14 protein-coding genes are annotated in these 15,845 nt (G+C 39.8%); all 14 read right to left on the bottom strand.

Features of this window, described 5'->3' with window-relative positions; translation table 11 throughout:
• Positions 1-181: 181 nt before the first annotated feature.
• Positions 182-2,947, bottom strand: a complete 2,766-nt coding sequence (gene ileS, locus J3U91_RS04600; protein ID WP_002818984.1) for an isoleucine--tRNA ligase — start codon at positions 2,945-2,947, stop codon at positions 182-184.
• A 237-nt stretch (positions 2,948-3,184) separates the two neighbouring features.
• On the bottom strand, positions 3,185-3,955 hold the full coding sequence (locus J3U91_RS04595) for a YlmH family RNA-binding protein (protein ID WP_002818985.1): 771 nt from the start codon (positions 3,953-3,955) through the stop codon (positions 3,185-3,187).
• Positions 3,952-4,236: a YggT family protein gene (locus J3U91_RS04590; protein ID WP_075646592.1), complete on the bottom strand. Its 285-nt coding sequence runs from the start codon at positions 4,234-4,236 to the stop codon at positions 3,952-3,954. The genes J3U91_RS04595 and J3U91_RS04590 overlap by 4 nt, the downstream gene beginning before the upstream one ends.
• Positions 4,223-4,765, bottom strand: coding sequence for a cell division protein SepF (locus J3U91_RS04585; RefSeq protein WP_002817650.1), 543 nt, complete (start codon positions 4,763-4,765; stop codon positions 4,223-4,225). The genes J3U91_RS04590 and J3U91_RS04585 overlap by 14 nt, the downstream gene beginning before the upstream one ends.
• Positions 4,766-4,785: 20 nt before the next feature.
• A complete protein-coding gene (gene ftsZ, locus J3U91_RS04580; protein ID WP_002818988.1) occupies positions 4,786-6,207 on the bottom strand; it encodes a cell division protein FtsZ in 1,422 nt (473 codons plus the stop codon).
• 14 nt (positions 6,208-6,221) lie between these two features.
• Positions 6,222-7,553 (bottom strand): cell division protein FtsA, encoded by a 1,332-nt coding sequence (gene ftsA, locus J3U91_RS04575; protein ID WP_002818989.1) that lies wholly within the window; start codon positions 7,551-7,553, stop codon positions 6,222-6,224.
• Positions 7,554-7,668: 115 nt separating this feature from the next.
• The gene (locus tag J3U91_RS04570; protein WP_002818990.1) at positions 7,669-8,487 is read right to left on the bottom strand and encodes a cell division protein FtsQ/DivIB; all 819 of its coding nucleotides are present in this window, start codon (positions 8,485-8,487) and stop codon (positions 7,669-7,671) included.
• A gap of 22 nt (positions 8,488-8,509) precedes the next feature.
• The gene (gene murG / locus J3U91_RS04565) at positions 8,510-9,631 is read right to left on the bottom strand and encodes an undecaprenyldiphospho-muramoylpentapeptide beta-N-acetylglucosaminyltransferase (RefSeq protein WP_002817653.1); all 1,122 of its coding nucleotides are present in this window, start codon (positions 9,629-9,631) and stop codon (positions 8,510-8,512) included.
• Entirely contained in the window at positions 9,628-10,944 is a 1,317-nt protein-coding gene (gene murD / locus J3U91_RS04560; protein ID WP_002818992.1) for a UDP-N-acetylmuramoyl-L-alanine--D-glutamate ligase, read from the bottom strand. The genes murG and murD overlap by 4 nt, the downstream gene beginning before the upstream one ends.
• Positions 10,932-11,909 (bottom strand): phospho-N-acetylmuramoyl-pentapeptide-transferase, encoded by a 978-nt coding sequence (locus J3U91_RS04555; protein ID WP_002818994.1) that lies wholly within the window; start codon positions 11,907-11,909, stop codon positions 10,932-10,934. The genes murD and J3U91_RS04555 overlap by 13 nt, the downstream gene beginning before the upstream one ends.
• On the bottom strand, positions 11,906-14,044 hold the full coding sequence (locus J3U91_RS04550; RefSeq protein WP_002818995.1) for a penicillin-binding protein: 2,139 nt from the start codon (positions 14,042-14,044) through the stop codon (positions 11,906-11,908). The genes J3U91_RS04555 and J3U91_RS04550 overlap by 4 nt, the downstream gene beginning before the upstream one ends.
• Positions 14,044-14,418: a cell division protein FtsL gene (ftsL2, locus tag J3U91_RS04545; protein WP_002817655.1), complete on the bottom strand. Its 375-nt coding sequence runs from the start codon at positions 14,416-14,418 to the stop codon at positions 14,044-14,046. Before ftsL2 ends, J3U91_RS04550 begins: the two co-directional genes overlap by 1 nt.
• Entirely contained in the window at positions 14,418-15,362 is a 945-nt protein-coding gene (rsmH, locus tag J3U91_RS04540; RefSeq protein ID WP_002818996.1) for a 16S rRNA (cytosine(1402)-N(4))-methyltransferase RsmH, read from the bottom strand. The genes ftsL2 and rsmH overlap by 1 nt, the downstream gene beginning before the upstream one ends.
• Positions 15,359-15,790, bottom strand: a complete 432-nt coding sequence (mraZ, locus tag J3U91_RS04535; protein WP_002818997.1) for a division/cell wall cluster transcriptional repressor MraZ — start codon at positions 15,788-15,790, stop codon at positions 15,359-15,361. The genes rsmH and mraZ overlap by 4 nt, the downstream gene beginning before the upstream one ends.
• Positions 15,791-15,845: the final 55 nt, after the last annotated feature.

Below are 15,845 nucleotides of genomic sequence, written 5' to 3'. Positions count from 1 at the left end.
AAAAATCCAGCCCTTCTATTCCCGAACGTTCGTTTTTTACTGTTTTTAATAGCAATTTAATTAAGATTTTAAAAAATATTTCGTGTTTGTGTTTTTGGGGACTATAAAGGAGATTTAAATAAAATTAAACTCGGGCAATAAAAAAACGGAAAAATTAATTTCCGTTTCAAAATATTTTTTATCAGTCTTCCAATTGTTCAGAAGTTAAATCAGGGAAATCGTGTTCAACAATTTCAGCATTTTTCTTGGAAAACATCGGGAATTTTGTATCGGCACCAATATCATCATGGTAAAGACGATCACGAGGATCAACCTGACCAGAAGCATGAGTGACTTCGGCCTTTGTTTCCTGGCCTTTCGTCTCTTTTAATTGACTGACCATTAACAGTTTCCTGATATCAAGTTGAAGATGGTCGAAAACTTCCATTTGCTTTTCGGTTAGAGTGACCTGCAAAGCTGCCTCGGCATTTTTCCCAATTAAGGTCTTTTCGCGGGCATTTTCCAGCTCTTTATTAACAAGATCGCGGAATTTGAAGAAGTAATCCCAATCTTTCAATAAATTATCAGCATCGGCCAATTTCTCAAAACGCGGCGCCTCAGACAAATATGCATAAGCTTCCGGCTCTTTTAGATTCTCCCAAAGTTCTTCAGCAGTGTGGGGCAAAAAAGGAGTCAATAATTTTGTTAATTTAACAGATATTTCATAAAAAACGGTCTGCATTGAACGACGTTCAGAAGAATCTGCTTCATCGATATAAACAATATCTTTTGCCACATCTAAATAAAAGGCTGAGAGATCGTTTGAGACGAAGTTAATTAATTGTTTGAACAAATCATAAAAATCATATCGACCCATCTTTTCATGCCAGTCTTTAATAAATTGATTGAAATCAGCTGTCATCCATTTATCAATCGGCTCGCGGTCGGAAAAAGCTACTGAATTTTTCTTAGGATCGAAATCTTCGGTATTCGCTAACAAAAATCGCATTGTGTTACGGATTTTGCGATATGACTCGGAAACCTGTTTTAAAATATCTTTTGAAACATGAACATCCTGACTGGAATCAATGCTCATAACCCAAAGGCGGACAATCTCTGTGCCCATTTGATTGGCAACATCATTTGGCGAAATAATATTTCCCAAGGATTTGGACATCTTTTGTCCCTTATCATCAAAAACAAATCCCTGGGCAATCACAGATTTGTAAGGCGCAATTCCGTTAACAGCAACTGAAGTTATGATATTGGAATTAAACCATCCACGGAACTGGTCTGCCCCCTCCAAATAAACATCAGCCGGATAATCGAGATAAGATCTTTCCTGCATCACTCCCGACCAACTCGAACCAGAATCAAACCAAACGTCCATAATGTCTTCTTCTTTTGTGAATTTGCCATTCGGACTGTGTTCGTTAGTATATCCATCTGGAAGAAGCTCTTTAGCTGTGTGTTCGAACCAATAAGTTGAACCATGTTTGGCAAACAAATCAGCAACATGATCGATCAATTTTTCATCAACAATCGGTGTACCGTCTTCTGCATAGAAAATCGGTAATGGAACACCCCAGACACGTTGACGGGAAATAACCCAATCGCCACGATCTTTAATCATATTGTACAGACGAACTTCACCCCAATCGGGATAAAACTTAACATCTTTTATCTGATCAAGAATTTCTTTTCTAAATGGTTCGATTGAAACGAACCATTGAGGAACGGCCCGCCAGATAATCGGTTTTTTTGTCCGCCAGTCAAAAGGATACGAATGTTTAATCTTTTCAGTTGCCAACCATAAACCGGCCTTTTTCAATTTCTCAATTACCAAAGGAACAACATCATCATAGAATTTACCCTCGAAATCACTTCCGGCGCTTTTCATAAGATAACCCTTTGAATCAACTGTCATATCAATCGGAAGGCCATATTTCATGCCGACATTGTAATCATCTTCACCAAAACCAGGAGCCGTGTGAACCAGTCCGGTACCAGAATCAAGAGTAACGTGATCGGCGTTCATAACCAATTCTGTAATGTTTTTATCCCAAGGGTGCTCAACGGTAATTTTATCAAGATCAATGCCTTTATAAGTTGCCAGGACTTCTGGTTCTTTCCAGCCGAACCTGGCAGCATTCTCTTCGAGCAGAGCCTTCGCAACAACATATTTACTAGTCTGTCCCTTCGGCTTGACCAGCACATAATCAAAATTAGGCCCAACTGTAATCCCGCGTGAGGCAGTAATCGTGAATGGCGTAGTTGTCCAAACAACCAGATAGGTATCATTATCCAAAACCCCTTTACCGTCTTTGACACGATTAGCATAAAAAAGTGATGTCGACTCCAAATCATGGTATTCGACCTCGGCCTCGGCCAAAGCCGATTCCGAACTCCAAGACCAGTAAACCGGTTTTAAGCCCCGATAGATATATCCCTTACCGGCCATTGCACCAAAAACACGAACCTGAGCTGCTTCAAATTCCGGATTCAAGGTTAAATAAGGATTATCCCACTCGCCAAGCACACCAAGCCGTTTGAAATCGCGTTTTTGCATCTCAACCTGTTTTAAGGCATAATCATGAGCCAAACGACGCCAATCAGCCTTCGACATTGATTTTCGATCATAGCCGGCTTTTGTTAATTGCTGTTCGATTGGCAAACCATGCGTATCCCATCCGGGAACGTAAGGAGCATTATAACCGGTCATATTCTTATAACGGACAATGATATCCTTGGATATTTTGTTCATTGCATGGCCGATATGAATATTTCCATTCGCATATGGCGGTCCGTCATGCAAGTTGAAATGAGCTTTATTTTTGTTTAAATCAAGCCTTTTTTCATACAAGTGATCGTCTTCCCATTGTTTCTCACGCGTGGGCTCGGTTTTTGGTAAACTTCCTCGCATCGGAAAATTTGTATGTCCTAAATGTAGTGTATCTTTAATCTTCATAAAGCTCCTTAGATAAAATAAAAAACGCCTCGAATTATCGGGACGTTCTCACGTGGTACCACCCAACTTCACGCACTTGGTCAGTGCGCCTCAGCGTTTCTAAATTAATTATTTTAACCGGCTGATCTGAAAGAATTCATCGGCGACCGGTTTCCAGCGTTCCGGCTCTCTGTGCGCATAAACTCTAACTTTCTGTTCCAGAATATAAAGTCATTATACAAAACTATCGGAAAAATTCTACCCTTTTCCGACAATTCCAATCTTTAAACGTATTTTATTTCGATTAGTCGTCCCCCGAGTGGTAATCAAACGAATTCGACCATAGCCATGCGTCGAAACCACATCGCCCAATTTGGCCAAATAACTCGTATTATCCTTCTCGAACCAATTAACCATAACCTGGCCGGTTTCGATTAAATCTTTCGCATGGGCACGGGAAAAATTGTATATCTGGCTAATCAAAAGGTCGATTCTCTGTGAGGAAATAACTATTTCCTTTTCCTTTTCATCCGATTGAGGGTTTAAAATTTTTTCAAAGGAAATTTTCTCAAAAGTAATTTTCTTGGAAGCCGCCCGTTTGACATTTTCAACCACAAAATCGGCCAAACTAGAATCAATTAAAAGCTGCCAATTATCGTTTTCATGAATCACATCGCCAATACGATCATAGGAAATTCCGTGATGCAGCAAACTTCCTAAAACAGTTGAATGATGAAGGTGAACGTAATGAGAAGCATAATTCAATTGGAGAAGAGATATTTGAAAATCATTTTCTTTATGATCGCCGATTAGGGCGCGTTTATTTTCAGCCCTTTGGTAACCACCGCCGAAACGAACAGAAAATCCAATCTGCTTCGCCAACTCAAGTAAAATTTTCTGCTCTTGTGGGTTCAAAAAAACAGTTAAAAAGCTTTTTTCATCTGCCTGAAAAAACCAATCGAGTACCTGCTTTGCAAAAATTTTTTCGGCATCGGAATAGTGGTTTAAGTTAACATCAAAATTTGTCATTGCAATAATTGTACAAAAATAAGCGCCAATCCACGATTGGCAAATTGCAAGACCAATATCGCAATAATTGGTGAAAAATCAATCCCGGCAAACGTTGGAATAAAGCGTCTGAAAATATTAATAAAAGGTTCGACAATCCAATTTAACCAATAAAGAAATTTAGAACTAAAGTTAATCGGCAGCCAGCTCATAATTGCCCATAAAAAAATAATCCACGAATAAAGACTAATTACCCAGTGAATTATTAGGTATATGTAGTATAAAGAATTAGAAGCGAGCATTTTGCCCCATTGAATTCGCAGCCGAACCAGATCCGGAAACCGCATAATTGTTTGGTGCAATTAGCCAAATCTCATCGGAAATCTTTTCGATCGACCCTTCGACAGCATAAATAGCACCAGCGACAAAATCAACTATTTTGGCAGATTGTGTTTCATCGATCGCCGAAAAATTAACAATCACCGCTTCATGCAACAATAACTGATTAACAATTGTTTTAGCATCAGAAAAAACTTTCGGAACAAATAGAGCGATATGGCTATCGATTTTTGCTGAGTTATTTGCAGATTGGGTTGAAGAATTAACTGCCGACATCTTTGGTTGCTGACGGTAACCATTATCATAAGCAAAACCGTTTCGGTTCTGATTTTGATTGTTATAACCGCTGTAACTTTGATTGGAAGTATTCTGCTGCTGCGAATTTACCGGCTGCTGCTGCCCTTGATTAGGCTGCTGTTCATAACCGGAATCCTCATATTCTTCTTCCTCGTCGTCTGCTCCGCCGAAAAAACTTTTAAACGAAAATGCCATATCTACTCCTAAAAAACTATTTAGTGACGCTTAAAAAATGAAGGTCTTGAAGATGAATCATCATCACTAGACGGATCACTTGATTGATTAAATGAAGAACTTTGCTGTGACTGATTATTGCTGAACTGTTGATCATTATTAAAAGGTGAATTATTCGATTGGGAAGATTGATTACGTCCCCGATGAACCGTGTTTAATTGCCAATCTTCAAAAAGCTTTCCGGAACTCTGCTTTTGTTCGGGTTGAGCAAGCGATGATTTTGGTGCTGCAGATGAATTAGGTACAACTTTGTTATTTCCAGTAACAGGATCAACCGTTACATTTGGAATATCGTCAAAAACAGAACCTTTTTTGTTAGTTTGATCAGAACTCGAAGAAGACTGTTCTGCTGGGGTATCAACCGTAAAAACATCAGTTGAGTCGGGTCCATCCTGGCTTTGGCCCGGAGCCTGATTGATATGAGTTGCAACAACCGTTACACGCACTTCATCTTCAAGCTTATCGTCGACAGAAGTTCCAAAGACAATGTTGACATCCTGCCCAGCAGCTTGAGTAACAACATCAGCAGCCGTCTGCGCTTCATACAGGGACATATCTGCTGAACCGGTTACACTCAAGATCACATCGGAAGCACCCTTTAAGTCGACTTCCAGCAATGGAGATGCAATAGCAGCTTTGGTTGCCTCGGCTGCTCGGTTTTCTCCTGTAGCAGAACCGATTCCCATCAAAGCCATCCCGCCATTAGTCATAATTGTTTTAACATCCGCAAAGTCCAAATTAATGATGCCGGGCTTTGTGATCAAATCAGAAATTCCCCGAACACCCTGTAGGAGAGTATTATCGGCAGCTCTAAAGGAATCAGCCAAAGAAGCTTTTCGATCCATAATCTCAAGCAGGCGATTATTTGAAACAACAACCAGAGTATCGACGTTTTCCTTTAACTTGGCAATTCCTTCGGCAGCAAAACGAGCTCTTTTTGGTCCTTCAAAATTAAACGGACGAGTAACAACGCCAACCGTTAAAGCCCCAACTTCTCTAGCAATCCGAGCAATAACCGGTGCAGCACCATTTCCGGTTCCGCCACCCATTCCGGCAGTAACAAAAACCAAATCAGCTCCCTGCAATACTTCCTGAATTGATTGCTGAGATTCCTCACCAGCTTTCTCACCAACTTCAGGTGTCGATCCGGCACCAAGGCCGCGAGTCAATTTAGGTCCCAATTGTAATTTGTTCGGAGCTTTCGAAGCACTCAAAGCCTGCATATCGGTATTGGCGACAATAAATTGCACACCTTCAATGCCCTCCTCAATCATGCGGTCAATCGCATTTGATCCGCCGCCGCCGACACCGATAACCTTAATATTGGCGCCATAACCCGACTGAGCTGCAGGCATCACAAGATCGTTATTATTATTTTCTGTTGCTTTTTTTCTAGCTACCATTTTTACCTCTTATTCTATTCGAACATCTGCGAGTAATATTCTTTTATTTTATCAAGAAAACTTGGCTTTTTATCGGCTTTTTTGCCGCGATTGGGATTTCTTGCTTTCTGGTTTTTTACTCCAGAATTCGTGTCAACAAAATTCGCGCTTGGAGAAACCAGGGCTAGATTAAGTGTACGCTTTGCTAGCCAGTCTGTCATTGATTGATTGGCAACATAATTAGCTACCGACAGAGCGTTAACAAACGAAGGATGTCTTAATCCGATTTCTTGCGGAACAAAGACCAGAACATCTTTATTAAAACGTTTATTGAACAAATCATCAATCCCGGCCAAAGCCGCCCCGCCTCCGGTCAGGATCATTTTTCTTGGAACGGCCATTGACTGTAATTGATTTAAATGTGCATATAATTCTGAAGAGATTTCCTCCAAACGGGCGCCAATAATCTGTGATAAATACGTTACTGGGACATTTTGAACCTGCCCGGTTCCAGCCCGATTTAATTCAATCACGCGAGTACTATTAAGTTTCAGAGGATCTGCATAACCAAAATCTCTTTTAATTTGTTCAGCCTGATCAAAGTTGATGCTAATCTGATTTTGCTGATCCAAAACAACTCGGATATCGGAAGTAATATAGGCACCTCCTTGTTGAATATTGGCAATAAATTGAAGCTGATGTCCTTGAACAATTGAAGCAGTTGTCTGTGATGCTCCAAGGTCGACAATAATGCTGCCCTCGTTTTGCTCGCTTTCGGAAAGAATCAAGCCGCTTTCGGAAATCGGTGAAAGAATTAATTCCGAAACATTCAATCGAGCTTGTTTAACAGCTGTTTTCAGGTTTTCAATAATAGTTTTAGGACCAACAAAAGCTTGGGCATTGACTTCTAGAATAACACCAACCATATCCAATGGATTAGGAACCTGTCCAAAACCATCAATTACAAATTCTTCCGGCACAATATCAACAACTTCTTGATTAGGTGGAAGTTTTGCGGTCGAAATCGCCTGTCTAAAAGCATTGATAACGTCATCTTCCGTGATTCGCTTGTCATTACGGGCAACATTCACCGAACCATGTAAATGGAGCATCGAAATTTGAATTGCCGGTATCGAAATGGTAACGTCGTTGATTACTATATTGGCTTTGCTTTGAGCCTGGGAAATCGCCTGGGAAATCGCCTGACTGGCAGCAGCAATATCAACGACCATTCCATGCTTGACACCCCTGCTCGGTGTTTCGCCAACAGCAACAATTCCGTATCGCTGATTAGGAGTCTTTTTAATGACTACACATTTAATTTTATCTGAGCCGACATCTAAGCCGACTATCACATCATTATTCATATCCAACAAACACAAATTTAACAGTGATTGGCTACAGATTAAAGCTGTTTAAAATCATCTTAATTTTCAAACATTTGTTCGCCACTTTTAAAGAGAAAAAAAGGTCTTTTTTAATCTATTTTGAACTATTGCTGCTTTTTGAACTTGATTTACTTTTATCGGAACTCAAAGAACTGAGCAAATTATCATCAGAGTTCTCGAATTTACGCGCATAACCACCGTACTGAAGATCGATTACTCCATTTTTAATTCCTTTTTCCTCCATTGTAGCAACCATCTTTGGATATAAATCCATTCGTTTGGCCAGGGATGAAGGATTAGCGTATACCAAATTTCCATCATTCATAACCAAAGCAAGACGGTTGGGAGAACTTTTAACCGGTGAATATATAATTTGTGCAACTGCCAATCTCATGACTTTATCCATTGATAAATAGGCTGTGATCGTCTTTTTTAAAATTTTCGAACCATTTTTAAAGTCTGTATAAACCGGTGTTTTCCCGTCAGGCTGGATACTCTTACTGCTTAAATGGGCATTTTGATCCATTCGGTACCATTTTTGCTTGATCTGAACAAATCCGGCCGTCAAATTTTCGTTAACACGAATAATGGCTGTGCCATTTTTGGAAAGTCGCAGACTAAGCGATCGAATCATTGAATCATTTTTAATTCTTCGATTGATTGTTTGCCCCTGGCCAGCCCACCGCCAATAGGGATCACCAACTTTTAAATCGACTTTCTTTAAGACCTGCCGGTAATCCATCTGGAAAGTATAAACTTTCGTTTCTTTAATATCCTGCCAGGGACGTAAAAAAAACAGCATTTGTAAAAAAAGAGCAAATAAAATCGCTGCAGTAAAAAACAATCCAATTCTATTAAAAACTGGATTATTCGAAGTGGAAACGGTCTTTTTCCCATGGGAAGATAAACGCACTATCGGCCACTTGGAATTATTTTTATTTCGTTGTTTCTTGCTTACGCTCATTAATAACTTGCACTAATAATTTATATAATTTATCGGCAGCATCCGGATGGCCAAGTTTTTTTGCAGCTTGCGCCATCGACTCTAATTTACTTTTATGGCTCAAAAGTTCACTCAAATCATGATAAAGCATCGCCGAAGAGAGGTCGCTTTCCAAAATAACTTCCGCCGCACCGCGTTCTTCTAATTGGCGAGCATTTTTTTCTTGATGATTAGCTGTAACGTTTGGCGAAGGAATCAAGATCGAAGGAATCCCTAATGCAGTGATTTCGGCTAAAGTCGTTGCTCCCGATCTGCTAATCAAAAGATCGATTTTCGGCAACACATCGTCCATATTATCCAAATAAGGCAAAACAACAAAATTAGAGCTGTTAATTTTCAAATCGGCCAATTGGTTGCTGACGGAATCAAAATATTTTCTCCCGGTCACAAAGATAGCCTGAAATTTCTTCTGTTCGGAAAAACGATTGGCAAAATTAACAACTGCGGAATTTAGTTTCAAGGCTCCGCCAGATCCGCCAAAAATCAAAACCGTCGGAAGTTTTGGATCCAAATCAAATTCCGTTAGACTAAAATCGCCTTTTTTCTCAAAAACCTGCTGGCCGCGAGGGTTTCCGGTTAAAACAACCTTGTCTTTTGGAAACTGATTGGCAGCATGCGGAAAACTGATTGCAATCCGATCAGCACCCCGACTAAGAAACTTGTTGGTAACTCCCGCAATCGAATTCTGTTCATTGATCACAGTTGGAATCCGGAGTCTTTGAGCAGCATACAAAACAGCTCCGCTAACATAACCGCCGGTCCCAAGCACGATATCCGGTTTAAAATCGTGAATAATATGTTTGGATTTTTTGACAGCCTTAATAAACAAATCAACCGTCTTAAAATTGGTTAAAGAAAGCGAACGGGAAAATCCCTGGACATGCAGCTGTTTGAAATCCAATCCAGTCTTTGGAACAATTGACCCCTCTAATCCACGAAAAGAGCCAATATAAAGAACTTTTGAATCAGGCTCGTGTTTTAAAAGCGATTCAACCAAAGCCAACGCTGGATAAATATGGCCACCAGTTCCTCCACCGGAAACTATTATTCTCATGACCAGCCCTCCCGATTTTTGATCATTTTTTTAAACTCCTCTCCCCGAATCTCGAAATTAGGAAACTGATCCCAACTGGCAGCAGCTGGGCTGAAAAGCAATACTTGGCCAGGCCTGCTAAGCTCTTTTGCCTTGGCAACAGCCTCCTTTAAAGTATCGACAACAACGGTCTGCTTAATGCCAGCCTTTTCGCCAGCGCTTTGTAATTTATTTTTGGTTTGGCCATAAGTGATCAAACTGACAACATTTTTGAAATTAGGCACCAAACGATTCAAATCATCGCCGCGATCAAGTCCGCCGGCAATTAAATTGATCGGTTCTTTGAAGCTTGCCAAAGCTTTTTGCGTAGCCTCGATATCGGTCGCCTTAGAATCGTTGTAAATAGTTCGTTCTTTAATTACTCCGACCGCTTCCAAGCGATGTTCAAGACCTTTAAATGAAGTGAGAACTTTCTCAATCGCCCGGTTTGAAACTCCAAATATCTTCGCTGCCGTAACAGCCGCTAGAATATTTTCCAAATTATGTTCACCAACCAGAACAACCTTCGAAAGGTCGATTATTTTTTCATCATCGAAATAAATTGTTCCATCATTAACATATGTATTGACAGAAGTGTTTGTCGGAGAAAAGTAATAATCATCTGCCTGAGAACGTTTTGCAAAATCCTTGGAGTCGATCGAAGAATCGTTTAAAACCAGATAATCATCCTTTGTTTGGTGCTGAGTGATCGAAAACTTGGCCCGAAGATAGTTTTCCCTAGTATGATGAAAATCAATATGCGAAGAAAAAAGATTCGTTATAACGGCTATTTTCGGCTTAATATTCTGAGCTCCCAACAATTGAAAACTAGATAATTCAAGCATCAAAACTCTTGGCTGACTGTCGGATAACATTAATTCGCTTACTGGAATTCCAATATTTCCACCGACTTTTACGTCGACATTATCGGCTTTAAGCATTTTCCCAATTAAAGTAGTAGTAGTCGTTTTACCATTCGAACCGGTAACAGCAAGGACTTCTCCTTTGAACTGATCAAGTGCGACCTGAACTTCCGTAATTACAGGTATATTTAAATTCAGAGCTTTTTTAATGATTTCTTTTTCGTAGCGAATGCCTGGATTTTTAACCAATAAATCAAAACTTTCATCTATATCATCAACAAAATTAACATCATCAAAAAGATCGGTTGGTTCTTCGTCGGCTGTTACATACACGTTCGCTCCAATTTTTTTTAAAAGCTGATAAACAGCCTTTCCGGAACGGGCCCAGCCGTAAACCAATACTTTTTTATTCTGATAATTCATTTGATCCATACAAATACTCCAATCATGGTAATTATAAGCTGAATAGTCCAAAACAAGCTATCGATTTTCCATTCGCTCCAACCGGCCCTTTGAAAACTATGTTGTAAAGGGGCAACCGGAAAAACCCGAACGTGAAAGAAATGATAAACAAGAACTTGAATCATAACCGAAATGGTATCAAGCGCCAATATCAGTCCAAACCATAAAAGACTCCAGGGATGTTGCAAAAAAATCGCATTGATAGCCATTCCGGCTCCAAGTGCCATACTTCCACAATCACCCATGAAAATCTTTGCTTTTGGTCGATTGAAAATAAAATAAGCCAGCAAAGAGCCAACAACAGAAAAATCGAAAATAACCATTAGATTCTGATTTTCTTTAATCCCAATAATTCCATAACCGGCAAAAATCAGTAAAGCGATTCCGGCCAAAAGACCATCAATTCCATCAACAAAATTAGCCGCATTGCTCCAACCGACAAACCAAACCAAATAAAAAATGAACTGTACCAAAAAATAGAGAGGCAACGCTCTAAAAAAAGGAAAAGTCAATTTGTCGGGAATATGAACTGCCACCAATATAATTGTGATCAAAGCGGCCGAAATAATTTGGGCAATTAATTTTGGAATAAATCGAAAGCCCTCGTCACGATGATAAAAGACTTTCAAGGCATCATCGATTAAACCGATTAATCCAAAGGACAGAAAACTGACAATAAAAAAGATTATATTCAGCGAATCCAGACGAAAAAGAAACATCACGATCAAAGTCGCAAAAAGAGAACTCAAAATGAAAGTGACTCCTCCCATTGAAGGAGTGCCGTTTTTCCCGGAAGTATCAACTCCAAAACCATGTTTGCCGCTTCTCTCAACTCCAACTTCCCCGCGACTGGTTAAATATCCAATCAGAAAAGGAATGGCCGCGAAAGCGATTAGAAAACCAATCAGCAAGGCGGAAAATATTTGAAAAATCATTGTAATTTTACCCCCAAATTTTCTCCCTTTTTTATAGTACTCTTAGCGCTAATACTCTGCGAAATAACCTTACCGGCTCCAGAATAAGAAAGCTTGATTCCAGTTAAACTGGCAAAGGTCGAAACATCTGAGATCGACCATCCATTCATGTTCGGCATGATAACATCGCCGGATGTTTTGACAAAAATCTTTTGGCCACTAACAATCTTTGTATCGGCACTAATCGATTGTGAAGTGATTTTTTTTGATCTGTCTCCGATGATAATCGGATTTAAACCGGCATTCTTTAGAGTAGATTCTACTCCAGAAGCAATTTTTCCTTGTAAATCGGGAACTGTAGCATTTTTAACTTTAACATTACTATTTGCCTTTGCAGCATTCAGAGCAGACAAAATTAGTGGATGAAAAACCGTGTTGATCGTAGTATCAGCCAGACCGCCGATGAACTTCTCCGGTTCTCTTAAGTACATGTAAAAGATGAACTTAGGATGTTTTGCCGGCACCAAAACCTCAACCGAATGAGTTGACTCGTCATAATTGTCAGTGTACTTACCATTGATTGCAATCTGAGCGGTTCCGGTTTTAGCAGCGATCTGGTAACCTTCTTTTGCAAGCGAATACGTCTTTGCGGTTCCGTCGGATAAATTAACAACATCGATCATATCTTTTCTGACCTGTTCGGCAGTCGATTTTTTCATCGTACGGGAAAGAAACTTTTTTTTATTTTTATACACGACTTTATTTGTATCAGGGTTAACAACTTTTGATACAAGATAGGGTCTAATTTCTCGTCCATTATTGGCCACGGCCGTCAGGGCTTGAACGATCTGCATTGGCGTTACATCGATACCTTGTCCAAATGCTGTATCCGCCTGTTCAATCGGTTCATTGAAAACAATTGATCCGGCCGATTCGTTTGGAAGCATTGTTTTAGTCGCTTTAAGAAAACGGAATTTGTTGATATACTTTCGCCAAATCGTTGGGCCCATGCTGATTTCCGTTTTTGCAAACGCAACATTGGATGACCTTGCGAATCCTTCCCGATAGGTGAGGACTCCCATGTTATCTTCAGCATCGTAAACTTTTTGGCTGCCAATACTCAGCTCGCCTGATTTGAAAGTCGCAGTCGGATTCCAATGGCCAGTATCGATTGCAGCCGACAAAGTGAAGACCTTCATTGTCGATCCCGGTTCGATTGGATCCTGGACGAGCAAATTATCCCACATATTGCTAAGACCTTTTTTTGTAGAAGCGTTGAATGTCGGCCTTTGTGTTGCTGCCAAAATTGCTCCGGTTTTGGCATTTACCAACATAGCCGTCATTGCTTTTGGCTTGGTCACCTTATAGACATGACTCATTAAACTTTCCAATTGGTACTGGAGATTGTAATTCAGAGTTAAATAAACATCATCGCCATCTTTGACCTTTTTATTCGTCGAAGAAGTCAAAGGAACACCAGTAGCGGTTTCCTGAACGGTTTTAACACCGCTTTTTCCAGCCAGATATTTATTCATGGATTCCTCAATCCCCATAATTCCGGTCATTTTAGAATTGCTTTTAGTACTTGTCAAACCAACGATTTGCGAAGCAAAAACTCCATTTGGGTAAAGACGGGAAGCGTTTGTCGTGAATTTTAAGCCGGGAAGTTTTGCAGCCACAATTTTATCGTGTTGAGAAATACTTAGATTTTGGCCGGCAGAACCGAACTCGACTTGAAAAGTACCTTTTTTGGCATTCAAACGCTTTAAAATATCACTTTCTTTCATGTCAATTACTTTTGCTAAAAACTTCGCAGTCTTTTTCTTGTTAACGACGTACAAAGCTTTGCCATTGGATTTATAGCTTTTATCAACGATGGCATAAAGATTATATGTAGTTGTATTTTCAGCCAGCACCTGACCGGTCGAATCGAAGATTCCCCCTCTTTTCGCCTGAACCGTCTGATTGGACACAAAATGTTTTAATTCGCTTTCCGATAATTTACGACCCTTAACAGTTCTGGTAGCTGAAACATAAATAAAATGAATCGCTAGAGCCAACAAAATAACCGAAATGGTAAAGAAAATCATCATTCCGGCTCTTTTGCTCCGATTAATTGGACTTGTTTTTGAAGTTTTACGCTTTTTCTTTTCCACTATTTATCAATATTTTGTACGTTTTCCGAATTCATTGTCATACCATTCTTTTTTGCAAAACTTTTTAAGGCAGACAAACTGGTCATTTGAGTAATTTTTTGTTTTGATTTGTCATTTTCACTTTTTAATTTGGTGATTTGGCTGCTGGCCGTTTCCAGTTGATTATTAACGCTGGTAGTTGCATTGGAAAGAAGAAGGCTGGCAAACATCACTGCTCCGACAAGTGCCGAGATTATAAATACAAAAATATAATCATTCAAAGACCAGCGAGCCTTTTTAAAAGTCTGCTGCTTGGTTTTTGGCGGAACTACCGTTAAGGACGGACGATCGTCTTTTAATTTTCGATATGTAATTGACGGTGCATTTTGTGCCATTAGTTTTTCTCCAAAACTCGAAGTTTAGCGCTGTGAGCGCGATGGTTTTCTTCTATTTCTTCTACGGAAGGTATAAGCGGATGTTTTGTCAGCAACTTGAATTCTTCTTGAATAAACTTATCCGGTACTGGAAGTTTGCTTGGAAGTTGGTTTTTGGTTGCCAATTGATTGAAAAAATGTTTAACAATCCGATCTTCCAGTGATTGAAAAGTAATTACCGAAATTCTGCCTCCACTGTTAAGCAATTGACTGGCCTGTTTGAGAGCTTCTTGTAAAACATTCAATTCATCATTGACAGCAATTCTAATTGCTTGAAAAGTTTTTTTAGCCGGGTGGCCTTTTTTATGCAGAATTTTGTCGGGCAAAGCTTCTTTAATCGTTTCGACGAGTTCTTCGGTGGTTATGATTGGTTGAACTTCTCTTCGTTTGATAATTTTTCTCGCGATTGAACTCGCAAATTTTTCTTCACCATAGCGATTAATAATTGAAGCAAGATCTTTATATTCCCAAGTATTAACAATTTGATAGGCATCAAGGCTTTGACTTTGATCCATCCGCATATCCAGACGGGCATCGCTACGATAACTAAAACCGCGTTTTTCATCATCGAACTGAGGGGAACTGACACCAAGATCAAATACAATACCATCTATCGCAAAAACCTTCAGTAAATTTAATTCCTTGATTAGATTCTGAAAATTTGAATGAATCAAACTAAGGCGCCCTTCAGATATCTCTTTTGAAAAACGCTTTTTATTGAAATCAATCGCGTTTTCATCTTGATCGAAGCTGTAAACATGTCCGTGAAGTGCTTTCTTCAGCAACAAATCAGTATGGCCTCCGCCTCCAAGCGTCGCATCGACATAAATTCCATTAGTTTTTACGGCCAGATTTTCTACTGCCTGTCGCAGAAAAACTGTAACGTGTCCATAATCTGCGGTCATAGGTCGAAGTCCGTTAATTCCTCGGCAATCTGATCAAAATTCTCGGCCGTACCAGCTGTATATTCTTCCCAGTTGTCCTTGCTCCAAATTTCAAAACCATTGCCTGAACCGGTAATTACGACGTTTTTATTCAGCTGCGCGTGTTCTTTCAATACCGTAGGAATAATTATTCTTCCCTGCTTGTCAAAATCTGATTCAATTGCCCCAGCGAGCACGAAGCGACGAAAAGCGCGGGCATCTTTGGCCCCAAAAGGAAGTTTATTCAATTTTTCTTCAAATTTATCCCATTCGTCTTTAGGAAAAGCGAATAAGGAGTGTTCCATCCAACGAGTGACGACAAAGGTATCACCCAATTGATTTCTAAACTTAGCCGGGATGATTAAACGGGACTTGTCGTCCAGCGTATGTTGATACTCGCCCATAAACATGCGTCTAATCCTCCTTTCAAGCTCATTCATAAATTTACCACTTTCCCCCACTTTT

Origin of the sequence: Oenococcus oeni, from assembly GCF_020510245.1 — a bacterium.
GTDB lineage: Bacteria > Bacillota > Bacilli > Lactobacillales > Lactobacillaceae > Oenococcus > Oenococcus oeni.
This window is presented reverse-complemented; position numbering and strand designations above follow the sequence as displayed.